The organism is Oerskovia jenensis (assembly GCF_016907235.1).
GTDB lineage: Bacteria > Actinomycetota > Actinomycetes > Actinomycetales > Cellulomonadaceae > Oerskovia > Oerskovia jenensis.
Genome location: NZ_JAFBBO010000001.1, coordinates 243,395 through 268,316 on the forward strand (window position 1 = coordinate 243,395; position 24,922 = coordinate 268,316).

The window sequence follows — 24,922 nt, forward strand, 5'->3', positions numbered from 1 at the left end:
GACCGGGCCTTTCGCGGCCCCTGAGAACTCGCAGCGCCGACGTGCGCCCAGCGAAGCCCGGGGAGCCCGCCAGGGAAGGCCGGCTACCGCCAGGGCGCGCACCCGAACGTGTGCGCATCAGTGGCTCGCACGCGGATCGCGCGGTGAGGCACCCCGACGGCAGCACCATGACAACGCGACAGGAAGACCGAACGTGGCGACGACCAACGACATCAAGAACGGCACCGTGCTCAAGCTCGACGGCCAGCTGTGGACGATCATCGAGTTCCAGCACGTCAAGCCCGGCAAGGGTGGCGCCTTCGTTCGCACCAAGATGAAGAACGTCCTGTCCGGCAAGACCGTCGACAAGACCTTCAATGCCGGCCTCAAGATCGAGACCGCGAACGTCGACAAGCGCGACATGCAGTACCTGTACAAGGACGGCGACGACTTCGTCTTCATGGACACCTCGACGTACGACCAGATCACGGTCCCGGCCGCGACCGTGGGCGACGCCGCCGACTACATGCTGGAGAGCCAGAACGCGCTCGTCGCGACCAACGAGGGCGTCCCGCTCTACGTCGAGCTCCCTCCGTCGGTCGTCCTCGAGATCACCTACACCGAGCCGGGCCTGCAGGGCGACCGCTCGACCGGTGGCACCAAGCCCGCGACCCTCGAGACCGGTGCGCAGATCCAGGTCCCGCTCTTCCTCGAGCAGGGCACCAAGGTCAAGGTCGACACCCGCGACGGCTCCTACCTGGGGCGCGTGAACGACTGACGTGGGTGCTCGAACCAAGGCACGCAAGCGCGCCCTCGACGTCCTCTTCGAGGCCGAGCAGCGCCAGCTGGACCCGCAGACCCTCCTCGCCGACCGGGTCGTCGACTCGGGCACCCAGACGCCCCTGCCGCAGTACAGCGTGGACCTCGTCGAGGGCGTCCTGGCGCACCGCGAGCGGATCGACGAGCTCCTCGAGACCTACTCGCACGGGTGGACGCTCGACCGCATGCCCGCGGTCGATCGTGCGCTCCTGCGCATCGGCAGCTGGGAGATCCTCTACAACGACGACGTCCCCGACGCCGTCGCGATCGACGAGGCCGTCGACCTGGCTCGCGAGCTGTCCACGGACGACTCGCCGAGCTTCGTCAACGGCCTGCTGGCTCGCATCGAGGAGATGAAGCCGACGATCCTTGCCTGAGGCCCGGACCTCTCCGTGCGTCCCCCGGACGCGCGGCCTCGTCGCCCGCGCCCAGGTGACGCCACGTGCCGTCGTGTGCCGGTCCCGTCCTCGTGACGGGGCCGGCACACGTGCGTGCGGCCCCGTGGACGGCCCTGCCGGCGCCCGCCGACGGCCGGCCGCGTGGCGCGGTGCGCCCGCGACCCCGATGTGATCAACGACGCCCGCCCAGCCCGTGAGAAGCACCCGGGTCCTGTCCGGACGAGAGGTAGGGTGAAGGCGTCAGATTTCCTTTAAGGCCCGTCCAGTGAGGCGGGGAAGGAGGTCACCAGAATGAGTTCTGGGCCTGCTGTGCCATCTTCCGAACCGACCGTCACCCCCGAGGACCCCTCGGACGGCGTGACCACCGTTCTCGGCGAAGCCGAGATCGCGCGGGCACTGACCCGCATCGCCCACGAGGTCGTCGAGCGCAACAAGGGCGCGCACGACGTGGTCCTCCTGGGCATCCCGACGCGTGGCGTCCCCCTGGCCGAGCGGCTCGCCGAGCGCCTGGCGACCATCGAGCCCGGCCTGGTCCCCGCGGACGTCGTCGGTGAGCTCGACGTCACGATGTACCGCGACGACCTCCACAAGCACCCCGTGCGGACCATCGGTGCGACGCGGCTGCCCGCGTCCGGGATCGACGGCAAGATCGTCGTCCTGGTCGACGACGTGCTGTTCTCCGGGCGCACCATCCGCGCCGCGCTCGACGCGATCAGCGACATCGGTCGCCCCCGCGCGGTCCAGCTCGCCGCGCTCGTCGACCGTGGGCACCGCGAGCTGCCGATCCGCCCCGACTACGTGGGCAAGAACCTGCCCACGTCGCTCTCCGAGCGCGTGAGCGTGCGCCTCGTCGAGACCGACGGCGCGTCCGACGGCGCGTCCGACGCAGGCGGGTCCGTGACCGACGCGGTCCTCATCAGCCAGCGGCCCACCACCTCCAGCGAGGGCACCCGATGAAGCACCTGCTGTCCACCGCGGACCTCTCGCGCGCCGACGCGATCCGCATCCTCGACACGGCCGCCCAGATGGCCGCCACGCAGTCGCGGGAGATCAAGAAGCTCCCCACGCTGCGCGGGCGCACGGTCGTGAACCTGTTCTTCGAGGACTCGACGCGCACCCGGATCTCGTTCGAGACCGCGGCCAAGCGCCTGTCGGCCGACGTCATCAACTTCTCGGCCAAGGGCTCGAGCGTCTCCAAGGGCGAGTCCCTCAAGGACACGGCCCTCACGCTCCAGGCCATGGGCGCGGACGCGGTCGTGATCCGTCACCAGGCCTCGGGCGCGCCGCACACGCTCGCGCACGCGGGCTGGGTCGAGGCGGCCGTCGTCAACGCGGGCGACGGCATGCACCAGCACCCGACGCAGGCCCTGCTCGACGCCTTCACGATGCGTCGCCACCTCGTGGGGCGCGGTGCCGCAGGGGCGTCGATCGTGGGTGACCCGACCGGTCAGGACCTCGCGGGCCTCAAGATCGCGGTCGTGGGCGACGTGCTGCACTCGCGCGTCGCGCGCTCCAACGTCCACCTGCTGCACACGCTCGGCGCGCAGGTCACCCTGGTGGCGCCGCCCACGCTCGTGCCCGTGGGCGTCGAGACGTGGCCGTGCGACGTGTCGTACCACCTCGACGAGGTCCTCGCCGAGACCGCCCCCGACGCCGTGATGATGCTTCGCGTCCAGCGCGAGCGCATGAGCGGCTCGGGCGCCGGTGGGGGAGCGTTCTTCCCCAACCCGCTCGAGTACACGCGCAACTACGGCCTCGACGGGCGCCGCCTGGCGCTCCTGCCGGACCACACGATCGTCATGCACCCCGGCCCCATGAACCGTGGCCTGGAGATCTCCGCCGAGGCCGCCGACTCACCGCGCGCGGTGATCGTCGAGCAGGTCGCCAACGGCGTGGCGGTCCGCATGGCCGTCCTCTACCTGCTCCTCGCGGGCGACGCATCGAAGGAAAGGGCTGGACTCGAATGAGCGAGCAGACCACGAACCCCACCTACGTCCTGCAGGGCGCGGCCCCGCTGGGCGCCGACCCCGTCGACCTGGTCCTGTCGAACGGCGTGATCACCGCGATCCGCGCGGCGCACAGCCCCGTCGCGGACGACGAGACGGCCGTCGACGCGACCGGCCTGGTCGCCCTGCCCGGCCTCGTCGACCTGCACACGCACCTGCGCGAGCCGGGCCGCGAGGACGCCGAGACCATCGTCTCGGGCACGCGCGCCGCAGCGGTGGGCGGCTTCACGGCCGTGCACGCCATGGCCAACACGACCCCGGTCGCGGACACCGCGGGCGTCGTCGAGCAGGTGTGGCGCATCGGGCGCGACGCGGGCTGGGTCGACGTCCACCCGGTCGGCGCGGTCAGCGTCGGCCTCGAGGGCCACCAGCTCGCCGAGATCGGCGCCATGGCCGACTCGGCCGCGCGCGTGCGCGTCTTCTCCGACGACGGAAAGTGCGTCTGGGACCCCATCCTCATGCGCCGCGCCCTGGAGTACGTCAAGGCGTTCGACGGCGTCGTGGCCCAGCACGCGCAGGAGCCGCGCCTCACGGAGGGCGCCCAGATGAACGAGGGCGTCGTCTCGGCCGAGCTCGGCCTCGCGGGCTGGCCCGCGGTCGCCGAGGAGGCGATCATCGCGCGCGACGTGCTGCTCGCCGAGCACGTGGGCTCGCGCCTGCACGTGTGCCACCTGTCGACGGCCGGCTCGGTCGAGATCGTCCGCTGGGCCAAGGGCCGCGGGATCGACGTCACGGCCGAGGTCACGCCGCACCACCTCGTCCTGACGGACGAGCTCGCCCGGGACTACGACCCGACGTTCAAGGTCAACCCGCCGCTGCGCACCGCGGTGGACGTCGAGGCCGTGCGCCAGGGACTGGCGGACGGCACGATCGACATCGTCGCGACCGACCACGCCCCGCACACGCGCGAGGACAAGGACTGCGAGTGGGCCGCGGCCGCGTTCGGGATGACCGGCCTGGAGACGGCGCTCAGCGTCGTGCAGCAGACCATGGTCGACGCGGGTCGCATGACCTGGGCCGACGTGGCCCGCGTCCTGTCGGCGGCGCCCGCGCGCATCGGCCGCATCGACGAGGGCCCGACGGCGCAGGGGCGCCCCCTGGCGGTCGGCGAGCCCGCCAACGTGGTCCTCGTGGACCCGGCGGCCCGCCGCGTGGTCGACGGCCGCACGCAGGCCACGGCCAGCACCAACACCCCCTTCCACGGCTACGAGCTCCCGGGCCGCGTCGTCGCGACGTTCCTGCGCGGTCGCGCGACGGTCCTGGACGGCGCTCCCGTCGAGCAGGTCGCGGGGGTGCGGTCGTGAACCTCCCCCTGCCCGTCGCGGTCGGCATCTGGGTCGTGATCGGCCTCGTCCTGCTCGCGGTCGTCTTCGTGGGCCTCAAGCGCCTGACGACGCGCACCGCCCAGACCGTCCCGGCCCCGCCGGCGGTCCCGGACGGCGACCTCGGCGAGGTCCTCGCCGGGCCGCTTACCGCGGTCTACGTGTCCAGCACGCTCGCGGGCGACTGGCTCGCCCGTGTCGGGGCCCACCGCCTCGGCTTCCGGTCGAACGCGACCGTGACCGTGCACCGCGGCGGGGTGCTCATCACCCGCCAGGGCGCGCCGGACCTCTTCCTGGCCGCGAGCGCCCTCGAGGCCGTCTCGCTGGCCCCCGGCATGGCGGGCAAGTACGTCGGCAAGGACGGTCTGGTCGTGCTGACCTGGACCGTCCCCGCTGCCGGCGACGCGCCGGCCACCCGTCTGGACACCGGACTCCGGACGCAGGTCTCGCCGGACCGTGCCACCCTCCTGAACGCAGTCCGCGAGCTTGTGCCCGCCGCCGACAGCGCACCGAACGACGACTCGAAGGAGCCGCAGCAGTGAGCATCTCGACCCCCAGCACTGACGCCCAGGACACCGACCGGACCGCGGTCCTGGTCCTCGAGGACGGCACGACCCTGACGGGCCGCGCCTTCGGGGCCCGTGGCACGACGTTCGGCGAGATCGTCTTCAACACCGGCATGACCGGGTACCAGGAGACGCTGACCGACCCGTCCTACCACCGCCAGATCGTCGTCATGACGGCTCCCCACATCGGGAACACCGGGGTCAACGACGACGACCCCGAGTCCCGCAAGATCTGGGTCAGCGGCTTCGTGGTCCGCGACCCCGCGCGACGCCCGTCGAACTGGCGCTCGGCCGGTTCCCTGACCGACGAGCTCGTCGAGCAGGGGATCGTCGGGATCAGCGACATCGACACGCGCGCGCTGACCCGTCACCTGCGTGACCGCGGTGTGATGCGGGCCGGGGTGTTCTCGGGCGAGGCGCTCGTGCGTGACGGTTACCTGCGCCCGGTCGAGGAGCTCGTGGAGCTCGTCCGTTCCGCCCCCGCGATGGCCGGTGCGGACCTGGCCCGCGAGGTCAGCACCCCCACGGCCTACGTGGTCGAGCCCTCGGGGGAGTTCGCCGGCAAGGAGCCGCTCAAGACGGTCGTGGCGGTGGACCTCGGCATCAAGTCGATGACCCCGCAGCGCCTGTCCGAGCGCGGCATCCGTGTGCACGTCGTGCCCTCGTCCTCGACGATCGACGACGTCCTGGCCCTCGACCCCGACGGCGTGTTCTTCTCGAACGGCCCCGGTGACCCGAGCGCCGCGACGCACGAGGTGGCGCTGCTCCGCGAGGTCCTCGACCGCCGGCTGCCGTACTTCGGCATCTGCTTCGGCAACCAGATCCTGGGCCGCGCGCTGGGCTTCGGCACGTACAAGCTCGCGTACGGCCACCGCGGCATCAACCAGCCCGTGATGGACCTCGCGACCCGCAGGGTCGAGATCACATCCCAGAACCACGGCTTCGCGGTCGACGCCCCCATCGGGGAGCAGGCGACCGCGCCGCACGACGGCGGGCGCTACGGCCGCGTCGTCGTCTCGCACGTCGGGCTCAACGACAACGTGGTGGAGGGGCTCGAGTGCCTCGACATCCCCGCGTTCTCGGTCCAGTACCACCCGGAGGCAGCCGCCGGCCCGCACGACGCCGCCTACCTCTTCGACCGCTTCCTCGACCTCATGACGTCCGGCGCGGCCACTGCCGCCGGCCTCTCGGCCGCCACGCCGTCGACGTCCGCAAAGGAGAACTGACCAGTGCCTCGCAGAACTGACATCAACAGCGTCCTGGTCATCGGGTCCGGCCCGATCGTCATCGGCCAGGCGTGCGAGTTCGACTACTCGGGCACCCAGGCCATCCGGGCGCTCAAGGAGGAGGGCCTGCGGGTCGTCCTGGTGAACTCGAACCCCGCCACGATCATGACGGACCCCGAGTTCGCGGACGCGACGTACGTCGAGCCGCTCACGACCGAGGTCCTGACGACGATCATCGCCAAGGAGCGCCCCGACGCGGTGCTCGCGACCCTGGGCGGGCAGACGGCGCTCAACGCGGCGATCGCGCTCGACGAGGCCGGCGTGCTCGCGAAGTACGACGTCGAGCTCATCGGGGCGAACATCGCCGCGATCGAGAAGGGCGAGGACCGCCAGCAGTTCAAGGAGGTCGTCGAGAAGTGCGGCGGTGAGTCCGCGCGCTCCGAGATCATCCACACGGTCGAGGAGGCCGTCGCGGCCGCCGACTCCCTGGGCTACCCCATGGTCGTGCGCCCGTCCTTCACGATGGGCGGCCTCGGCAGCGGCATCGCGTACGACGAGCAGGACCTGCGCCGCATCGTCGGCCAGGGCCTGCACTACTCGCCCACGACCGAGGTCCTCCTGGAGGAGTCGATCCTCGGGTGGAAGGAGTACGAGCTCGAGCTCATGCGCGACACGGCGGACAACGTCGTCGTGATCTGCTCGATCGAGAACGTCGACCCGGTGGGCGTCCACACGGGCGACTCGATCACGGTCGCCCCGGCGCTCACGCTCACGGACCGCGAGTTCCAGAAGCTGCGCGACATCGGCATCGCGGTCATCCGCGAGGTCGGCGTCGACACGGGCGGCTGCAACATCCAGTACGCGGTGCACCCGGAGACCGGTCGCGTCATCGTCATCGAGATGAACCCGCGCGTGTCGCGCTCGTCGGCGCTGGCCTCCAAGGCCACCGGCTTCCCGATCGCGAAGATCGCCGCGAAGCTCGCCATCGGCTACACGCTCGACGAGATCCCCAACGACATCACGGGCTCGACGCCCGCGTCGTTCGAGCCCACCCTCGACTACGTCGTGGTCAAGGTGCCGCGGTTCGCGTTCGAGAAGTTCCCCGCCGCGGACGACACGCTCACGACGACCATGAAGTCGGTGGGCGAGGCCATGGCGATGGGCCGCAACTTCACCGAGGCGCTCGGCAAGGCGCTGCGCTCGATCGACAAGGGCGGCGCGGTGTTCCACTGGGACGGCGAGCCGGTCTCGGGCGAGGAGCTCGACGCGCTGCTGGTCGAGATCGCCCGTCCCACGGAGGGGCGCCTGGTCGCGACCCAGCAGGCGCTGCGCGCCGGGGCGAGCATCGAGCAGGTCTTCGAGGCCACCAAGATCGACCCGTGGTACCTCGACCAGATCCAGCTCGTCAACGAGGTCGCGGCCGAGGTCGCGGGTGCCGACGCCCTGACGCGCGACGTGCTGGTCCAGGCCAAGCGGCACGGCCTATCGGACGCGCAGGTCGCGAAGCTGCGCGGCATGGGCGCGGCGGGGGAGTCGACGGTCCGCGAGGTCCGTTACGCCTTGGACGTGCGCCCGGTCTACAAGACGGTCGACACGTGCGCGGCCGAGTTCGAGGCCAAGACGCCGTACCACTACTCGACGTACGACCTCGAGACCGAGGTCTCGCCGCGTGAGCGTCCGGCCGTCCTGATCCTGGGCTCGGGCCCGAACCGCATCGGCCAGGGCATCGAGTTCGACTACTCGTGCGTGCACGCGACGCTCGCCCTCAAGGGCGAGTACGAGACCGTGATGGTCAACTGCAACCCGGAGACGGTCTCGACCGACTACGACACCTCGGACCGCCTGTACTTCGAGCCGCTCACGTTCGAGGACGTGCTCGAGGTCTACCAGGCCGAGCTCGCCGCGGGTCCGGTCGCGGGCGTCATCGTGCAGCTCGGCGGGCAGACGCCGCTCGGCCTCGCGCAGCGCCTGGCCGACGCAGGCCTGCCGATCCTGGGCACCTCGCCCGAGGCGATCGACGCCGCGGAGGACCGTGGGGTCTTCGGCCGCGTGCTCGCCGAGGCCGGTCTGCCCGCACCCGCGTTCGGCACGGCCACGTCGCTCGCCCAGGCGCGCGAGGTCGCCGAGGGCATCGGCTACCCGGTGCTCGTGCGCCCCTCCTACGTGCTCGGTGGGCGCGGCATGGAGATCGTGTACTCGGCCGAGCAGCTCACGGGCTACGTCGAGCGCGCGCTGCACGCCGCCGCGACCGACGACCGCACCACGACGGGCTCGCTGCCCGCGCCGCTGCTCATCGACCGCTTCCTCGACGACGCCATGGAGATCGACGTCGACGCGCTCTACGACGGCACCGAGCTGTACCTGGGCGGCGTCATGGAGCACATCGAGGAGGCCGGCATCCACTCGGGCGACTCGGCGTGCGTGCTGCCCCCGGTGTCGCTGAGCGAGGCCGAGATCGAGCGCATCCGTCGGTCGACCGAGGCCATCGCCAAGGGCGTGGGCGTGCGTGGTCTGCTCAACGTGCAGTACGCGCTCGTCTCGGACGTCCTGTACGTCCTGGAGGCCAACCCGCGCGCGTCGCGCACGGTCCCGTTCGTGTCCAAGGCCACGGGCGTCTCGCTCGCCAAGGCCGCGGCGCGCGTCATGGTCGGCGAGACCATCGCGGACCTGCGCGCGAGCGGCGTCCTGCCCGCGGAGGGCGACGGCGGGCACCTCGACCTCGACTCGCCGATCGCCGTCAAGGAGGCCGTGCTGCCGTTCAAGCGCTTCCGCACGACGGACGGCGTCGTGGTGGACACGGTGCTCGGCCCGGAGATGCGCTCGACGGGTGAGGTCATGGGCTTCGACCGCGACTTCCCGCGCGCGTTCGCGAAGTCGCAGGCGGCCGCGTTCGGTGGCCTCCCGACCTCGGGCTCGGTCTTCGTGTCGGTCGCGGACCGCGACAAGCGCTCGATCGTCTTCCCGATCAAGCGCCTGACGGAGCTGGGCTTCGAGATCCTCGCGACCCAGGGCACCGCGGGTGTCCTGCGCCGCAACGGCATCCCGGCCACGATCGTGCGCAAGTTCTCCTCGGGTCGCGGCGCGGACGGTGAGCCGACGATCGTCGACCTCATCACCGAGGGCAAGGTCGACATGGTCATCAACACGCCCTCGGGCCAGGGTGCGCGTGCGGACGGCTACGAGATCCGTGCGGCCACGACCGCGGCCGACAAGCCGATCGTCACCACGACGCAGCAGCTCGCGGCGGCCGTCCAGGGCATCGAGGCGGTCCTCGCGGGTCCGTTCGACGTGTGGAGCCTGCAGGAGCACACGGCCGCCACGGCCGCACGCAAGGCCGGGGCGAGCGCGTGAGCGCTGGGCCGGGCACGGCGCGCCGCCCCTTCGGGGAGCGGCTCGCCGCGGCCATGGACGAGCACGGTCCGCTGTGCGTGGGGATCGACCCGCACCCGGGTCTGCTCGCGGCCTGGGGCCTGCCCGACGACGCCACGGGGCTCCGTGAGTTCGGCCTGCGGGTCGTGGACGCCGTGGGCGGGCAGGTCGCGGCGCTCAAGCCGCAGTCGGCCCTGTTCGAGCGGCACGGGTCGCGCGGTGTCGCGGCCCTCGAGGAGGTGCTCGCGGCCGCCGCTGCGGCGGGTCCTTCCGGGACGCTGACGATCGTCGACGCCAAGCGCGGGGACATCGGCTCGACCATGGCCGGGTACGCGGACGCCTACCTGCGGGACGGCTCGCCGCTCGCGGGCGACGCCCTGACGGTCTCGCCGTACCTGGGCTTCGGGTCCCTGACCCCGGCCGTGGAGGCCGCGCTCGAGACGGGGCGTGGGCTGTTCGTGCTGTGCCTGACGTCCAACCCGGAAGGCGCGCAGGTCCAGCACGCCCGCACGGGCGCGGGGGCCGACGTCCGTTCGGTCGCCGCGCGCATCGCGGCCGAGGCCGCGGCCCTCAACGAGGGGGTGGCCCCGCTCGGCTCGATCGGCCTGGTCGTGGGCGCGACCATCGGTGACGCCGCGCGCAACACGGGTGTGGACCTGCCCGCCGTCAACGGGCCGCTCCTGGCTCCCGGGGTCGGGGCCCAGGGCGCGGGCGCGGCCGAGCTCGCCGCGGTGTTCGGCGACGCTCGTCGTCAGGTGCTCGCGTCGTCCTCGCGCGGCGTGCTCGGGGCAGGACCCGACGCCGGGGCGCTGCTCACGGCGGCCCGCGCCGCCTCGCGCGAGGCGGCCGAAGCGCTGCGCGGCTGACCGACCCGGCCGACAGTGCGCACGACGCGCCGTGGGGCGTCCACCGACCGGGTGGGCGCCCCACCGGCGTCCGGGGGAGCCCCCGGGGTCGGCGCCCCGCAGACGAGGGCGACAGGGACCGACAGGGGGCCGTCGGCGCGACGGCCTGACAGACTCGTCCCATGACCTCCTCCCTCGCTGCCGGTGACCGGCAGACACCCGAAGCCCTCGACATCCCCGGCACCTGGAACGCGCGCGACGTCGGTGGCCGTGCCGTGCCCGCCGGTGCCACCGCCCCCCTGCGTACGGGCGTGCTCGTACGCACCGCGAGCCTGTCCCGGCTCACTCCCGAGGGGGTGGCCGCCCTCGAGGCGCTGGGTGTGACGGTCGACGTGGACCTGCGCGGCGGGGACGAGATCGAGCGGGACGGCCAGGACGTCGTCCCGGCGACCACCCGGGTGGTGCCGCGGCCGCTGGACCCCGCCGCCGGCGTCGGGCATGCGCTGGGGGCGACCGACGACGCGAGCCTCCCGGCCGACGGCGCGAGCGGTGAGGAGCGCTCCGCGGACACCGCCGCGATGATCGGACGCCTGCTCGGGGCGGACGACCCGCAGGCCCTCGCGCGGGCCATGATGCACGGCGTCTATGCGACGTTCGTCACGGACCCGACCATCCGCCGGACGGTCGGAGAGGCCCTGGAGGACATCGCGGAGGCCGACAGGACGGTCGTCGTGCACTGCTCGGCGGGCAAGGACCGGACCGGGTGGATCGTCGCGCTCGTCCAGCACGTGTGCGGTGTGGGCGAGGAGGACCGGCTCGCGGAGTACCTCGCGAGCGGCACGGCCGTCGAGGGGCTCGCGGCCGTGATCCCCCCGATCCCTGGCCTCGACAAGGACGCCCTGAAGCCCCTGCTGGGTGTCGAGCCCGAGTACCTCCAGGGCGCCTGGACGCTCGCCGAGACGGAGTTCGGGAGCATCGACGGCTACCTCGACGCGTGCGGCGCCGGGCCTGCGACCAGGGCGAAGATCGCGAGGAAGTTCGCTGCTCAGGGCGTGTGAACGTTGCCTGACCTGCCAGGTGTGGCTAGTTTCGAGGGTGTCGAGGTCGCCACCGGGGGCATCAGATCCGGTCGGCGGCCCCGGTGCACGTGTGGGCCCATCCGTCTGAGGACAAGTAGGTGACTTGCGTGGCACTACCATCCCTGACCCCCGAGCAGCGCTCGGCGGCACTCGAGAAGGCGGCCGAGGCCCGTCGAGTGCGTGCCGAGGTCAAGAACCGTCTGAAGCACTCCCAAGGCTCCCTCGCCGAGGTCATCGAGCAGGGCCGTACCGACGACGTGATCGGCAAGCTGCGCGTCGTCGCGCTGCTGGAGTCGCTCCCCGGCGTAGGTAAGGTGAAGGCCCGGGCGATCATGGAGGAGATCGGGATCGCCGAGACACGTCGTGTCCGCGGGCTGGGACCCCACCAGTCCGCGGCGCTCATCGAGAGGTTTGGCTGACATTTCCGCTTCGCCCGCCGAGCAGGCCGCCCCGGCGCCTGCCGCACCACCGACCCCTGCCCGCCTGACAGTCCTGGCGGGACCCACCGCCGTCGGGAAGGGGACCGTGTCGGCGGACATCCGCGCACGGTACCCGCAGGTGTGGCTGTCCGTGTCCGCGACGACCCGCGCCGCCCGGCCGGGCGAGGTGGACGGCGTCCACTACCACTTCATCAGCGCGGAGGAGTTCGACCGGCTGGTCGAGACGGGAGAGATGCTCGAGTGGGCCGTCGTGCACGGCCGCAACCGGTACGGGACACCGCGCCGGCCCGTCGAGGAGAAGCTCGCGGCGGGGGTCCCCGCCCTGCTCGAGATCGACCTGCAGGGCGCACGCCAGGTGCGTGCGTCCATGCCCGAGGCCCGGTTCGTGTTCCTCGCCCCGCCCAGCTGGGAGGAGCTCGAGCGCAGGCTCGTCGGGCGGGGGACGGAGGGCCCGGAGGAGCGCGAACGGCGCCTCGCCACGGCCCGCGTCGAGCTGGCCGCGGAACCGGAGTTCGACGTCGTGATCGTCAACGACGAGGTGCACCGGGCGACCGACGCGCTCGTCGAGGCGATGGGCCTGACGCCCGTCGCGTGACCGTCGTGGTGCCTGCGCCCCGGGCGCGGTCACCACGACGATTTGTGCCTGCCCAGTAGACTGGTCGTCAGGCGTGTGCGTCATGAGCGCGCGCAACCTCTTTGATCCATCCTGCGGGCGACCGTCTGAGCCGCCGCAGGCCCCCCTGACTCACGGAGTGAGACTGTGTCTGGAACCATCGCCGCCCCCGAGGGCATCACCGACCCGCCGATCGACGACCTGCTGGAGCGCGCCGACTCCAAGTACGCGCTCGTGATCTACGCGGCCAAGCGTGCCCGTCAGATCAACGCGTACTACTCGCAGCTCAACGAGGGCCTGCTGGAGAACGTGGGCCCGCTCGTCGAGACCCGCAACCAGGAGAAGCCGCTCTCGATCGCGATGCGCGAGATCAACGAGGGCCTGCTCACGATCGAGACCGTGGAGGCTCCCGCCTCCTGACCGCAGGGCCGCCTGCGGGCGGCCCCGTGGTCCGGGTGGGCGCGGCGCGCGTGACACAGAGGAAGGGCTCGTGCCGATGAGGATCCTTCTCGGGGTCTCCGGGGGAGTGGCGGCCTACAAGGCCGTGCTCCTGCTGCGGCTCCTGCGCGAGCAGGGGCACCAGGTGCGGGTCGTGCCCACCGCGTCCGCCCTGCGTTTCGTCGGGGCGCCGACGTTCGAGGCCCTGTCGGGCGAGAAGGTCAGCACCGAGGTGTTCGACGACGTCCCGCAGGTCGCGCACGTCGCGCTCGGCCAGGGCGCGGACCTCGTGATCGTCGCGCCCGCCACGGCGGACCTCCTCGCACGGGCGGCGGTCGGCCGCGCGGACGACCTGCTCACCTCGACCCTGCTGACCGTGTCCTGCCCGGTCGTGATGGCCCCGGCCATGCACACCGAGATGTGGCAGCACCCGGCGACCGTGGCCAACGTCGCGACCCTGCGCTCGCGCGGGGTGCACGTGATCGAACCGGCGAGCGGTCGCCTCACGGGCAAGGACTCGGGGCCGGGACGCCTGCCCGAGCCCGAGGACATCGCGCGGATCGCCCTCGAGGTCGCCGCGCAGGGCGCCGCGCCCGTCGCGGCCCAGGACCTCTCGGGACTGCGCGTGGTCGTCTCGGCCGGCGGGACGCGCGAACCCATCGACCCGGTGCGCTTCATCGGGAACCTGTCGAGCGGACGCCAGGGCATCGCCCTGGCTCGCGCCGCACAGGACCGGGGCGCCGACGTGACGCTCGTCGGGGCGAACCTGACGGAGCCCCTCGACCAGATCGCCGACGTCGTCCGGGTCGGCTCGACCGCCGAGCTGCGCGAGGCCATGCGCTCCCTGGCGCCGCGCGCCGACGTGGTGGTCATGACGGCCGCCGTGGCGGACTTCCGCCCGGCCCGCACACCGGCCGCGAAGATCAAGAAGGTCCCCGGCCAGGGGCCCGCTCCCATCGAGCTGGTCGAGAACCCCGACATCCTCGCCGAGCTCGCTCGCGAGCGCCTGCGCCCCGGCCAGGTCGTCGTGGGGTTCGCGGCCGAGACGGGCGACGAGGCGGGCGACGTCTGGCACCACGGCCGGGCCAAGGCGCGTCGCAAGGGCGCCGACCTCCTGGTGATCAACCCCGTGGGCCACGGCAAGGGGTTCGGGACGGACACCAACGAGGTGACGATCGTCGACGCTCAGGGCGAGACGGTCGCGCGGGCCGAGGGCACCAAGCGCGAGGTGGCGGACGCGGTCTGGGACACGGTCCTCAAGCTCTCGCCGCCGCTCGCCGCGACCACGGACTGAGACCACTCACGCGTCTCAGCGGTCGGATGCCGGGTATCACCTAGCGGGACAGTACGCTCTACCCATGAGCACTCACGACCTGCGCCTGTTCACGTCCGAGTCCGTGACGGAAGGACACCCGGACAAGGTCTGTGACCAGATCTCCGACGCGATCCTCGACGCGATGCTCGACCAGGATCCGACGTCGCGCGTCGCGGTCGAGACCATGGTCACCACGGGGCTGGTCCACGTCGCGGGCGAGGTCACCACCAACGCCTACGTCGAGATCCCGCAGATCATCCGCGACGTCGTCAAGGGGATCGGCTACACGTCCTCCGCGATCGGCTTCGACGGCGACTCGTGCGGCGTCTCGGTCTCGATCGGCCAGCAGTCCCCGGACATCGCCCAGGGCGTCGACAAGAGCCTGGAGGAACGAGACGACTCCTCCGGCCCGAGCATCTCGCGTGACCCGCTCGACGCCCAGGGCGCCGGCGACCAGGGCCTGATGTTCGGCTACGCGAGCGACGAGACCCCCACGTTGCTGCCGCTGCCGATCTTCCTCGCGCACCGGTTGGCCGAGCGCCTGGCCCTCGTCCGCAAGGACGGGTCGCTGCCGGGTCTGCGTCCCGACGGCAAGACGCAGGTGACCATCGGCTACGACGGCGACCGCGCGGTCCGCCTCGACACCGTGGTCCTGTCGACGCAGCACGACGAAGACGTCCTGCAGGAGACGCTGCGCGCCCAGGTCGCCGAGCTCGTCGTGGCCCCGGTCGTCGAGGGCCTCGACCTGGACGTCGCGGACTTCCGCCTGCTGGTCAACCCCACGGGCAAGTTCGTCATCGGCGGGCCCCAGGGCGACGCCGGGCTCACGGGCCGCAAGATCATCGTCGACACGTACGGCGGCATGGCCCGTCACGGTGGCGGCGCGTTCTCCGGCAAGGACCCGTCCAAGGTGGACCGTTCGGCCGCCTACGCCACGCGGTGGGTCGCCAAGAACGTCGTCGCGGCGGGCCTCGCGCGCCGCTGCGAGGTGCAGGTCGCGTACGCGATCGGCAAGGCGCACCCCGTGGGTCTGTACGTCGAGACGTTCGGCACCGAGACCGTCCCGGTCGAGCGCATCCGTGCCGCGATCGACGAGGTCTTCGACCTGCGCCCCGCGGCGATCATCGCCGACCTCGACCTGCTGCGCCCCATCTACTCGCAGACCGCCGCGTACGGGCACTTCGGGCGCGAGCTGCCCGACTTCACCTGGGAGCGCACGGACCGCGTGAAGGCCCTGCAGGCTGCGGTCTGAGACGCTTCGCACGCGGTGGCCCGGTGTGGGTGGCCCGTGCTGAGATAGGGCGATGACCAGCCAGGACACCGCGCACGAGGAGGCGGGGGAGCAGCTCACGCTGCTCCCCGCCCCGCCGGCGCCCCCTGCTGCCCGGGCGGGCAGGGCGGCCCGCCCGGTCGGCGCGCTGGAGATCGCGGGCGACCAGCCGGTCGCCCGCGTCGTCCTGGACCTGTCCCCGCACCACCTCGACCGCACGTTCGACTACCTGGTGCCGGCCGCGATGGCCGCGGACGCGCAGCCCGGCGTCCGGGTCAAGGCACGGTTCGGCCCGCAGGAGGTCGACGGGTTCGTCCTGGCCCGGGCGGACCACAGCGACCACGACGGCCGCCTCGTGCCGCTCAAGCGGCTCGTGTCCCCCGAGCGGGTGCTCACCCCTCAGGTCGCACAGCTGTGCCGCACGGTCGCCGACCACTACGCGGGCACGCTCTCGGACGTGCTGCGCCTCGCGATCCCGCCGCGTCACGCGCGGGCCGAGGCGGCGCCGTCGGGCAGCGGGCCGGTCCCCACGGGGACCCCGGCGGACCCGACCACCCCCGACGAGGTGCGCGCGGCCCCGGGGTCCGCGCCCGCAGAGGCCGCCGCGCCCGCAGGGACCGCCGCGCCGACGAGGGCCGCCCCCGGGTCCGCGGCATCCGCAGCGGACCCGGCCCCGCCCGTCGGCCCGGGGCGCCCGTCCCAGTGGGCCGCCTACCGCGGGGGCGCCGCGTTCCTGAACCACCTGGTCGGCGGGTCGGCGCCCCGCGCGGTCTGGACGGCCCTGCCGGGCCGCGTGGCCGACGGCGTGCCCGTCCCCCGCGATCGTCCCCCGGGCGGGCGCGGCACGGGCGAGGAGGACCCTGCGCAGGCCGTCCAGCACTGGGCGCTGGCCCTGGCCGAGGCCGTGCGGGCGACCGTGACGGGCGGGCGCGGTGCGCTCGTCGTGCTGCCCGACGCACGGGACGTCGACCAGATGTCCCGTGCGCTCGAGCTCGCCGGCTACACGGCCCGCACGGCGCGCCAGGACGGGCAGTTCGTCCGGCTCACCGCGGACGAGGGCCCCTCGCCCCGGTACCGCAGCTTCCTCGCCGCGCTGCGGGGAGAGGTGCCCATCGTGATCGGGACGCGCGCCGCGGCGTTCGCGCCCGTCCGCGACCTGGGGCTCGTGGCGTGCTGGAACGACGGCGAGGAGACGCTCGCCGAGCCGCGCTCGCCCTACCCGCACGCCCGGGAGGTCCTCGCCCTGCGCAGCGAGCAGGAGGGGGCCGCGTTCCTGCTCGGCTCGGTCAGCCGCACGGTGCAGGCGCAGGCGCTGCTCGAGTCGGGCTGGGCCCGGGAGGTCGCTGCCCCCCGCGAGGTCCTGCGCGCGCGTGCCCCGCGGGTGCGGGCGCTGACGTCGGTCGAGCTCGCGGCCGAGGGCGCAGGAGCCGCCGCGCGCCTGCCGAGCGCGGCGTGGCGGGCCGTGCGGGACGCCCTGGGCACCGGGCCCGTGCTGGTCCAGGTCCCGCGCGCCGGGTACCTGCTCGTGGTGGCGTGCGCCCGCTGCCGCACGGCCGCGCACTGCGGCACGTGCCACGGACCCCTCATGCTGCCCGGTCCGGGCGCACCACCGCAGTGCGCGTGGTGCGGGGCCCTGGCCGGGGCGTGGTCGTGCGACGAGTGCCACTGGACGGGCCTGCGCTCGGTGCGGGTCGGGTCGGGCCGCACGGCCGAGGAGCTGGGCCGGGCCTTCCCGGGTGTCGCGGTGCGCGTCTCGGGGGCGAGCGCGCCGGGCGGGGTGATCTCCGCCGTCGGGCCGCGTCCCGCCGTGATCGTGGCGACCCCGGGCGCAGAGCCCGTCGCCGAGGGCGGCTACGCCGCCGCGCTGCTGCTCGACGCGGCCCTGAGCACCGCGCACGTAGGCCTCGCGGTCGCCCAGGACGCCCTGCACCGCTGGCTCGCGGCCGCAGGGCTCGTACGCTCGGCGCGCGAGGGCGGGCAGGTGCTGCTCGTGGGGGACGCGGCCCCCGGGCCCACCAACGCCCTGGTGCGCTGGGACCCGGCAGGCTTCGCCGACCGCGAGCTGGCCGAGCGCCGCGAGCTCGACCTGCCGCCCGCGGTGCGGGTCGCCGCCGTCACGGGCGACCGGCAGGCCGTGGACGCCGTCGTGTCCCGGGTGGGGCTCGCGGACGCCTCCACGACCCTGGGTCCCGTCGAGGTCCCCGAGACCGCGGGTCGCCCCGCGCGCGGGGCGACCGCGCGCGACGCCTCGCTGCAACCTCCCGTCCGGACGATCGTGCGCGTCCCGCTGCGCGAGGGGCGTGGGCTCGCGCGCGAGCTCTCGGCCTCCCTGGCGGTCCGCTCCGCGAAGCGCGAGGGTGGGAGCGTACGCGTCCAGCTCGACCCCAAGGAGATGTTGTGAGCACCGTCCCGCACGAGAACCCGCCCGAGGCCCGGATCGACACGGTCCTGTTCGACTTCGGCAACGTCCTGGTGGCCTGGGACCCCTACGCCGCCTATGCGGGGCGCATGGACCGCGCCGACGTCGAGGCGTTCTTCGAGGCCGTCGACTTCCCGACGTTCAACGCGCGTCAGGACGCGGGCCGGTCCTGGGCCGACGCGCGCCGCGAGGTCGCCGAGCACCACCCCGAGCACGTGAGCTCCCTCGACGTGTACACCGAGAACTTCGCGGCGAGCCTGGTGGGCCCCGTGCCCGGCGTCGAGGAGGTCGTGTACGAGCTGCGCTCGCTCGGTGTGCGGCTGTACGGCCTGACGAACTGGTCCGCGGAGATGTTCCACGCGGCCGAGCCCGCCGCCCCCGCGGTCGGGCTCATGCAGGACGTGCTCGTCTCGGGGCGGGTGGGGCTCGTCAAGCCGGACCCGCGCATCTTCGAGGTCGCGACCGAGCGCTTCGCGCTGGACCCCGCGCGCACCCTGTTCGTCGACGACTCCGTGGCGAACGTCACGGCCGCCGCAGCGCTGGGTTTCCGGACGCTGCGCTTCGAGGACGCCGCAGGGCTGCGCGCTGCGCTGCGGGGACTCGGCGTGGGGGTCCGCGAGGTCTGACCGGGCACCCCTCACGCGCCCTCGCCTGCTCGCGGGGCGCCCGTCGTGGGAGCACGCGCAGACGGGTCCCGGCGCGGGACGCCAGGGGTGCACCGCCTAGACTCGCCCCATGCGTGTGCTCTTCGCCGGAACCCCGGACGTGGCCGTCCCGGCCCTCGATGCCCTGATCGACTCCCGGCACGAGGTGGTCGCCGTCCTCACCCGCGCCGACGCGCCCTCGGGCCGCGGCCGGAGGCTGACACCCAGCCCGGTGCGGGTGCGCGCCGAGGAGGCCGGGATCCCGGTCATCACCGACCGTCCCCGCGGCGAGGAGTTCGTGGCCCGCCTCGCGGCCCTGGACATCGACTGCGCGCCCGTCGTGGCGTACGGGGAGATCCTGCGCCGCGAGGTCCTCGACGTGCCGCGCTTCGGGTGGGTCAACCTGCACTTCTCGGTCCTGCCCGCCTGGCGCGGTGCGGCCCCCGTGCAGCGGGCGATCATCGCGGGCGACGAGGTCACGGGAGCCACGACGTTCCTCATCGAGGAGGGCCTGGACTCGGGGCCCGTGCTGGGCACCATGACCGAGACCATCCGTGCCCGCGACACCGCGGGCGACCTCCTGGGGCGCCTCGCGACCTCGGGGTCCGGGCTGCTCGTGGCGACCCTGGACGCGATCGAGGACGGCCAGGCCTCCCCGGTCGTGCAGCCCGCCGAGGGCATCAGCACGGCCGCGAAGCTGACCCCCGAGGACGCCCGCGTGCACTGGACCCGCCCCGCGCTCGCGATCGACCGCCAGGTGCGCGGCTGCACGCCCGCCCCCGGCGCCTGGACCACGCTGCCCGACGGCGCCCGCCTGGGCCTGGGCCCCGTGACGCTCCGCCCCGACGTCCACGACCTGGCGCCCGGCGAGCTGCGCGCCGAGAAGCGTGAGGTCCTGGTGGGTACCGGCACGCACGCCGTCGCGCTCGGTGAGGTCGCGCCCGTGGGCAAGAAGCACATGGCCGCGACCGACTGGGCCCGCGGCGCCCGCCTGGGCGAGCACGTCCTCCTGGGCACCCCTGACGAGACGAAGGACCACGCATGAGCGGCGAGGCACGCACCGGCGGCACCCCCGGGCAGACCCCCGGGCAGAGCGGCGGGCAGGGTGGCGGCCACGGCGGCCACGGCGGCCCCGACCGCCGTGACGCACGCGGCCGCGAACGCGGCGCGGCCCGCGCCCGGGGCGCCGGGCAGCGTTCCGAGGTGGCCCCCTCGCAGCGCGCCAAGGGCGCCGACCCGGCGCGCAACGTCGCGTTCGACGTCCTGCAGGAGGTCGCGACCTCCGACGCGTACGCCAACCTGGTCCTGCCCCCGCTGCTGCGCTCGCGCGGCATCCGCGGCCGCGACGCCGCGTTCGCGACCGAGCTCGCCTACGGCACCCTGCGCCTGCGCGGACGCTACGACGCGATCATCGCCCAGTGCGTCGACCGCCCCCTCGACCAGGTCGACCCGAACGTGCTCGACCTGCTGCGCCTGGGCGCCCACCAGCTCCTGGGCATGCGCGTGGCCCAGCACGCGGCCGTCTCGGAGACCGTGGGCCTGGCCCGCGCCCGCGCGGGGGCCGGCAGCGCACAGTTCGTCAACGCGGTCCTGCGCAAGATCTCGCGCTCGACCCTCGAGGAGTGGCTCGAGGCCATCTCCGCCGACGCGCCCGACGACGTCACGCGCCTCGCCCTCACGCAGTCCCACCCGGTGTGGATCGCCCGGGCGATGCGCGAGGCCCTGGTCGGGACGGGACGCTCCGCCGACGACCTGGCCGAGCTCCTCGAGGCCGACAACACCGCGCCGCGCGTCACGCTCGTCGCCCGCCCGGGCCTGGTCAGCCGCGAGCGCCTCGCCGGCGAGGTCACGCACGACGTGCGCGGGGACGCCACGACCACCCCCGGGCGCTGGACGCCCACGGCCCTGGTCCTGTCCGGCTCGGACCCGGCGGCGATCCCCGCGGTCCGGTACGGGGCCGCCGGGGTCCAGGACGAGGGCTCCCAGCTCGTGACGCTCGCGTTCGCGGCCACACCCACGCTGCCCGCAACGCCTGCGGGCAGCGTCGGTACCGGGGAGACGGCGGGTGACCCGTCCGACGGCGCAGCGAACCCCGACGAGCGCTGGCTCGACCTGTGCGCGGGCCCGGGCGGCAAGGCCGCGCTCCTGGCCTCCCTCGCGGGCGAGCAGGGCGCACGCATCGTCGCGAACGAGGTCGCCCCCCACCGGGCCCGCCTGGTCGAGCAGGCGCTCGCGGCCGTGCCCGCCGACGCGGTTGAACGCGTCCAGGTCGGTGACGGACGCCAGGTGGGGGTCGAGGAGCCCGGGGCGTACGACCGCGTGCTCGTCGACGCCCCGTGCACGGGCCTGGGCGCGCTGCGTCGTCGACCCGAGTCGCGCTGGCGCCGCACCCCCGGGGACATCGCGACCCTCACGACCCTGCAGCGCGAGCTCCTCGGCTCGGCCCTGGACGCCGTGCGCCCGGGCGGCGTCGTCGGGTACGTGACGTGCTCCCCGCACCTCGCGGAGACCCAGCTCGTGGTCAAGGACGTCCTGGCCGGGCGCGACGACGTCGAGGTCCTCGACGCGGCCGCCGCGGTGCGTCAGGTCGCCGGGGACGACATCCCCCTCGCGGACCGCACCGACGTGCAGCTGTGGCCCCACGTCCACGGGACCGACGCGATGCACCTGACGCTGCTGCGCCGTCGGGCCTGAGACGCCCCTGCCGACGGCCGGGCCGGGTGGTGAAGGCCACCCGGCCCGGCCCTCGCGGGTTCCCCGCAGGGCGCGCGGGCGCCCTCTAGGCTGGTGCCCATGTCCGCACTCATCGCCCCCAGCATCCTGTCCGCCGACTTCGCGAACCTCGAGCGCGACCTGGGCGCGATCGCGACCGCCGACTACGCGCACGTCGACGTCATGGACAACCACTTCGTGCCCAACCTGACCCTGGGGCTGCCGATCTTCGAGCGCCTCGCCCAGGTGTCCCCGGTGCCGCTCGACGCGCACCTCATGATCGCCGACCCCGACCGCTGGGCCCCCGGCTACGCCGAGGCGGGCGCCGCGTCCGTCACCTTCCACGCCGAGGCCGCCACGGCCCCCGTGCGCCTGGCCCGCGAGCTGCGCCGCCTGGGCTCGCGGGCGGGCCTCGCGCTGCGCCCCGCGACGGCGGTCGAGCCGTTCCTGGACCTGCTGCCCGAGTTCGACATGCTCCTGGTCATGTCCGTCGAACCAGGCTTCGGCGGCCAGTCCTTCATCGAGGGCGTGCTGCCCAAGGTCCGCCGCATCCGCGACGCCGTGTCCGAGGCCGGCCTCGACGTGTGGGTCCAGGTCGACGGCGGCATCTCGCGCGCCACCATCGAGCGCGCGGCCGAGGCCGGCGCCAACGTGTTCGTCGCGGGCTCGGCCGTGTACGGGGCCGAGAACGTCCCCGACGAGATCGCGGCCCTGCGGGCGCTCGCGGACCAGCACACGCACTGACCGCCGCACCGGTGCCGGGGGGCGTGGGCCTTCGTCGGCGCGTCGCTCGGGTGGTGGACGCCTCGCGAGGAGGCGGAGCCGTTCCTCCTGTGGCCCGCTCTGGTCGTCCTGGGACTGGGGATCGTCGGACAGTTCGCGTCGGACTGCTTCCGCACGCCGCGCGCCTGACGAGGCTGGCTGCGCCAGCGTGTCCGGTCCGCGCGCCTGCGGTCGTTCACATCGTCCCAGCCCCCGGGACGGAGCGGATCGAGGTCCTGCGGTGGAAGGCCGGTGTGGCATGCTGGGTGAAGGCGAGACGCCGACGCGGTGCCCCCCCAGGGGGCGCGAGCCAGGGTCTCGACGGCCAGCAGAACGAGCAGTACGCACACACGTGCTCCGGGGTCGGTGCAATTCCGAGCCGGCGGTGACAGTCCGCGACCCACGCCTCGGCGTGGTTGACCTGGTGGAACTCCAGGACCGACGGTGAAAGTCCGGATGGGAGGAAGTACGTGGCGGCGCGGGGCGGAGCCCTGTGCCGTGGTGTCGTGACGTCCGTGGACCCTCGGGTCCCGTGGCGTCGTCGACGACCCCTCACCCCGGAGCATCGTGCTCACCGGGAGGAGGATCATGGGCGCCAGGCCCTCACTGACGATCGACGCCGCGATGGTGCGCGCGCTCGAGCTGGCCGCACGCGGCCCCGCCCACGGCCCCAACCCCCGCGTGGGCGCCGTCCTGCTGGGCCCGGCGCCCCGCCCGCTCGACTCCCTGCCCGACGCCGCCGCCCGGGGCCCCGTGGACGACGCGTCCCGGGTGGTGCTCGCCGAGGGCTTCCACCGTGGTGCCGGGACACCGCACGCCGAGGCGGCCGCGCTGGCCGACGCCCGGGGGCGCGGCGTGGACGTGCGGGGCGCGACGGCCGTGGTGACGCTCGAACCGTGCAACCACACCGGACGCACGGGGCCGTGCGCGCAGGCGCTGCTGGACGCGGGCGTCGCCGAGGTCGTGTACGCCGTGGCCGACCCCAACCCTGTCGCGACCGGGGGCGGCGATCACCTGCGCGCGGCCGGGGTCCGGGTGGCCACGGGGCTGCGCGAGGCCGAGGGGGAGCACCTCCTGGGCCCCTGGCTGGTCGCTGTGCGCCGCGGGAGCCCGTACGTGACCCTCAAGCTCGCCTCGACCCTCGACGGGCGCGTGGCGGCCGCCGACGGCACCTCGCAGTGGATCACCGGTCCCGCTGCCCGCGCGCACGCCCACCGGGTCCGGGCGCAGGTCGACGCGGTCCTCGTGGGCACCGGGACCGTCGTCGCGGACGACCCGTCGCTCACGGCGCGCACGCCCTCTCCGGCGAGCGCCACAGGGGAGCCGGCGCCTGGGCTCGCCGAGCATCAGCCCCTGCGTGTCGCTGGTGGGGTGGTCGGGCCGGCGCCCGGGCTTGCCGAGCATCAGCCCCTGCGTGTCGCTGGTGGGGTGGTCGGGCTGGGGGCCGGGCTTGCCGAGCATCAGCCCCTGCGCGTCGTCGTCGGGCTCCGTGACCTGCCTCCGCACCTGCGGCTCGCCCCGCAGGGGGCGTGGACCACCGACGGGGGCGGACCCGTGCTGCACGTGCGCACGCACGACGTCCGCGCGGTCCTGGCCGAGCTGGCCGCGCGGGAGGTGCGTCACGTCCTGGTCGAGGGCGGCCCGGGACTCGCGACGGCGTTCCTCGCGGCGGGAGTGGTCGACGAGGTCCACGCCTACCTCGCTCCCGTGCTCCTGGGCACGGGCCTGGGGGCCGTGGGTGACCTGGGTGTGGCCACGCTCGCCGACGCCCCCCGTCTCCTCACGCACGACGTCCAGCGCCTCGGCCCGGACGTCCTGGTCGTGGCCCGCGTCCTGCCCGTCGTGTCGCCGGTGCCCCACGCGCCTGCTGGTCCCGCCGCTGACCTCACTGCCTCGGACCTCACCGCGCCGGGATCGCCCGTGCCCGGTGCCCCGACCTCCACCCACGCCAGCACCCACCGCACCACCCCCGAACAGGAGACGTGATGTTCACCGGAATCGTCGAAGAGATCGGCACGGTCCACGAGATCGCGTTCCCCGGGGGTGAGACCTCCGACGCCGTCCTGACCGTGCACGGCCCCCTCGCCACCTCGGACGCCCACCTGGGCGACTCGATCGCCGTCGACGGCGTGTGCCTGACCGTGACGGGCGTCGGACAGGACGGCACCTTCACGGCCGACGTCATGCCCGAGTCGCTGCGCCGCACCGCCCTGGGCGACCTGCGTCCCGGGTCGCGCGTGAACCTCGAGCGGGCCGTGCGCGCCGACACACGCCTGGGCGGACACATCGTGCAGGGGCACGTCGACGGCGTCGGGGCCCTCGTGAGCCGCGCACCGGGGGAGCGGTGGGACGACCTGGTCCTGTCCGCGCCACCGGGGCTGACGCGCTACGTCGCGGAGAAGGGCTCCATCACCGTCAGCGGGGTGTCCCTGACGGTGACCCACGTGGACGACGCCTCGTTCGGCGTGTCCCTGATCCCCACGACGCTCGAGGCCACGATCCTCGGTTCCCTGACCCCCGGGGACCGGGTCAACCTCGAGGTCGACGTCCTCGCGAAGTACGTCGAGAGACTCCTCGCGGCCGGCGCCCCGACCGGGCGGACGGGCCCGGACGAACGGGCGCTCGCGGACGTGGACGCGTCGGCGAGCACCACCGGCCCGGCGAGCTCACACAGCCCCAGCGCAGCACAGGAATGAGTAC

22 protein-coding genes and 1 riboswitch are annotated in these 24,922 nt (G+C 73.9%); all 22 genes read left to right on the forward strand.

The features are described 5' to 3' along the window. Positions 1-193 precede the first annotated feature (193 nt). The gene (gene efp, locus JOD49_RS01110; protein ID WP_205305600.1) at positions 194-757 is read left to right on the forward strand and encodes an elongation factor P; all 564 of its coding nucleotides are present in this window, start codon (positions 194-196) and stop codon (positions 755-757) included. A 1-nt stretch (position 758) separates the two neighbouring features. Then, positions 759-1,175: a transcription antitermination factor NusB gene (gene nusB, locus JOD49_RS01115; protein WP_138824391.1), complete on the forward strand. Its 417-nt coding sequence runs from the start codon at positions 759-761 to the stop codon at positions 1,173-1,175. A 312-nt stretch (positions 1,176-1,487) separates the two neighbouring features. Further along, on the forward strand, positions 1,488-2,153 hold the full coding sequence (gene pyrR, locus JOD49_RS01120; protein ID WP_205305601.1) for a bifunctional pyr operon transcriptional regulator/uracil phosphoribosyltransferase PyrR: 666 nt from the start codon (positions 1,488-1,490) through the stop codon (positions 2,151-2,153). Continuing rightward, positions 2,150-3,163 (forward strand): aspartate carbamoyltransferase catalytic subunit, encoded by a 1,014-nt coding sequence (locus JOD49_RS01125; RefSeq protein ID WP_205305602.1) that lies wholly within the window; start codon positions 2,150-2,152, stop codon positions 3,161-3,163. The genes pyrR and JOD49_RS01125 overlap by 4 nt, the downstream gene beginning before the upstream one ends. Then, positions 3,160-4,506 (forward strand): dihydroorotase, encoded by a 1,347-nt coding sequence (locus tag JOD49_RS01130; protein WP_205305603.1) that lies wholly within the window; start codon positions 3,160-3,162, stop codon positions 4,504-4,506. The genes JOD49_RS01125 and JOD49_RS01130 overlap by 4 nt, the downstream gene beginning before the upstream one ends. Further along, positions 4,503-5,066, forward strand: a complete 564-nt coding sequence (locus tag JOD49_RS01135; protein ID WP_307822302.1) for a PH-like domain-containing protein — start codon at positions 4,503-4,505, stop codon at positions 5,064-5,066. Before JOD49_RS01130 ends, JOD49_RS01135 begins: the two co-directional genes overlap by 4 nt. Beyond that, positions 5,063-6,316 (forward strand): glutamine-hydrolyzing carbamoyl-phosphate synthase small subunit, encoded by a 1,254-nt coding sequence (gene carA / locus JOD49_RS01140; RefSeq protein ID WP_205305604.1) that lies wholly within the window; start codon positions 5,063-5,065, stop codon positions 6,314-6,316. The genes JOD49_RS01135 and carA overlap by 4 nt, the downstream gene beginning before the upstream one ends. A gap of 3 nt (positions 6,317-6,319) precedes the next feature. Further along, a complete protein-coding gene (carB, locus tag JOD49_RS01145; protein ID WP_205305605.1) occupies positions 6,320-9,667 on the forward strand; it encodes a carbamoyl-phosphate synthase large subunit in 3,348 nt (1,115 codons plus the stop codon). Continuing rightward, the gene (gene pyrF, locus JOD49_RS01150; RefSeq protein WP_205305606.1) at positions 9,664-10,551 is read left to right on the forward strand and encodes an orotidine-5'-phosphate decarboxylase; all 888 of its coding nucleotides are present in this window, start codon (positions 9,664-9,666) and stop codon (positions 10,549-10,551) included. The genes carB and pyrF overlap by 4 nt, the downstream gene beginning before the upstream one ends. 161 nt (positions 10,552-10,712) lie before the next feature. After that, positions 10,713-11,588 (forward strand): tyrosine-protein phosphatase, encoded by an 876-nt coding sequence (locus JOD49_RS01155; protein WP_205305607.1) that lies wholly within the window; start codon positions 10,713-10,715, stop codon positions 11,586-11,588. Between the two features lie 128 nt (positions 11,589-11,716). Continuing rightward, complete coding sequence (gene mihF, locus JOD49_RS01160; protein ID WP_205305608.1) at positions 11,717-12,028, forward strand: integration host factor, actinobacterial type; 312 nt, start codon at positions 11,717-11,719, stop codon at positions 12,026-12,028. A 1-nt stretch (position 12,029) separates the two neighbouring features. After that, entirely contained in the window at positions 12,030-12,644 is a 615-nt protein-coding gene (gene gmk, locus JOD49_RS01165) for a guanylate kinase (RefSeq protein WP_205308720.1), read from the forward strand. A gap of 165 nt (positions 12,645-12,809) precedes the next feature. After that, a complete protein-coding gene (gene rpoZ / locus JOD49_RS01170) occupies positions 12,810-13,082 on the forward strand; it encodes a DNA-directed RNA polymerase subunit omega (RefSeq protein ID WP_030151367.1) in 273 nt (90 codons plus the stop codon). Between the two features lie 76 nt (positions 13,083-13,158). Beyond that, complete coding sequence (gene coaBC, locus JOD49_RS01175; RefSeq protein WP_205305609.1) at positions 13,159-14,394, forward strand: bifunctional phosphopantothenoylcysteine decarboxylase/phosphopantothenate--cysteine ligase CoaBC; 1,236 nt, start codon at positions 13,159-13,161, stop codon at positions 14,392-14,394. 64 nt (positions 14,395-14,458) lie between these two features. Further along, positions 14,459-15,667, forward strand: coding sequence for a methionine adenosyltransferase (gene metK / locus JOD49_RS01180; RefSeq protein ID WP_205305610.1), 1,209 nt, complete (start codon positions 14,459-14,461; stop codon positions 15,665-15,667). Between the two features lie 52 nt (positions 15,668-15,719). Continuing rightward, a complete protein-coding gene (locus tag JOD49_RS01185; protein WP_205305611.1) occupies positions 15,720-18,086 on the forward strand; it encodes a primosomal protein N' in 2,367 nt (788 codons plus the stop codon). Beyond that, on the forward strand, positions 18,083-18,730 hold the full coding sequence (locus tag JOD49_RS01190) for an HAD family hydrolase (protein ID WP_307822303.1): 648 nt from the start codon (positions 18,083-18,085) through the stop codon (positions 18,728-18,730). Before JOD49_RS01185 ends, JOD49_RS01190 begins: the two co-directional genes overlap by 4 nt. Before the next feature lie 109 nt (positions 18,731-18,839). After that, on the forward strand, positions 18,840-19,793 hold the full coding sequence (gene fmt, locus JOD49_RS01195; protein ID WP_205305612.1) for a methionyl-tRNA formyltransferase: 954 nt from the start codon (positions 18,840-18,842) through the stop codon (positions 19,791-19,793). Further along, the gene (locus JOD49_RS01200; protein WP_205305613.1) at positions 19,790-21,442 is read left to right on the forward strand and encodes an RsmB/NOP family class I SAM-dependent RNA methyltransferase; all 1,653 of its coding nucleotides are present in this window, start codon (positions 19,790-19,792) and stop codon (positions 21,440-21,442) included. Before fmt ends, JOD49_RS01200 begins: the two co-directional genes overlap by 4 nt. Before the next feature lie 99 nt (positions 21,443-21,541). Further along, a complete protein-coding gene (gene rpe / locus JOD49_RS01205) occupies positions 21,542-22,204 on the forward strand; it encodes a ribulose-phosphate 3-epimerase (RefSeq protein WP_205305614.1) in 663 nt (220 codons plus the stop codon). Between the two features lie 366 nt (positions 22,205-22,570). After that, a riboswitch (FMN riboswitch) is annotated at positions 22,571-22,696 on the forward strand. Between the two features lie 114 nt (positions 22,697-22,810). Next, complete coding sequence (gene ribD, locus JOD49_RS01210) at positions 22,811-24,208, forward strand: bifunctional diaminohydroxyphosphoribosylaminopyrimidine deaminase/5-amino-6-(5-phosphoribosylamino)uracil reductase RibD (RefSeq protein WP_239525115.1); 1,398 nt, start codon at positions 22,811-22,813, stop codon at positions 24,206-24,208. After that, the gene (locus JOD49_RS01215) at positions 24,208-24,918 is read left to right on the forward strand and encodes a riboflavin synthase (RefSeq protein WP_205305615.1); all 711 of its coding nucleotides are present in this window, start codon (positions 24,208-24,210) and stop codon (positions 24,916-24,918) included. Before ribD ends, JOD49_RS01215 begins: the two co-directional genes overlap by 1 nt. Positions 24,919-24,922: the final 4 nt, after the last annotated feature.

Excerpts from the sequence above, each read along its gene's own strand:
- JOD49_RS01155 (WP_205305607.1), top strand. The coding sequence starts at position 10,713 with ATGACCTCCTCCCTCGCTGCCGGTGACCGGCAGACACCCGAAGCCCTC.
- pyrR (WP_205305601.1), top strand. The coding sequence starts at position 1,488 with ATGAGTTCTGGGCCTGCTGTGCCATCTTCCGAACCGACCGTCACCCCC.
- ribD (WP_239525115.1), top strand. The coding sequence starts at position 22,811 with ATGGGCGCCAGGCCCTCACTGACGATCGACGCCGCGATGGTGCGCGCG.
- coaBC (WP_205305609.1), top strand. The coding sequence starts at position 13,159 with ATGAGGATCCTTCTCGGGGTCTCCGGGGGAGTGGCGGCCTACAAGGCC.
- JOD49_RS01215 (WP_205305615.1), top strand. The coding sequence starts at position 24,208 with ATGTTCACCGGAATCGTCGAAGAGATCGGCACGGTCCACGAGATCGCG.
- JOD49_RS01185 (WP_205305611.1), top strand. The coding sequence starts at position 15,720 with ATGACCAGCCAGGACACCGCGCACGAGGAGGCGGGGGAGCAGCTCACG.
- JOD49_RS01130 (WP_205305603.1), top strand. The coding sequence starts at position 3,160 with ATGAGCGAGCAGACCACGAACCCCACCTACGTCCTGCAGGGCGCGGCC.
- rpe (WP_205305614.1), top strand. The coding sequence starts at position 21,542 with ATGTCCGCACTCATCGCCCCCAGCATCCTGTCCGCCGACTTCGCGAAC.
- metK (WP_205305610.1), top strand. The coding sequence starts at position 14,459 with ATGAGCACTCACGACCTGCGCCTGTTCACGTCCGAGTCCGTGACGGAA.
- fmt (WP_205305612.1), top strand. The coding sequence starts at position 18,840 with ATGCGTGTGCTCTTCGCCGGAACCCCGGACGTGGCCGTCCCGGCCCTC.
- JOD49_RS01125 (WP_205305602.1), top strand. The coding sequence starts at position 2,150 with ATGAAGCACCTGCTGTCCACCGCGGACCTCTCGCGCGCCGACGCGATC.
- JOD49_RS01200 (WP_205305613.1), top strand. The coding sequence starts at position 19,790 with ATGAGCGGCGAGGCACGCACCGGCGGCACCCCCGGGCAGACCCCCGGG.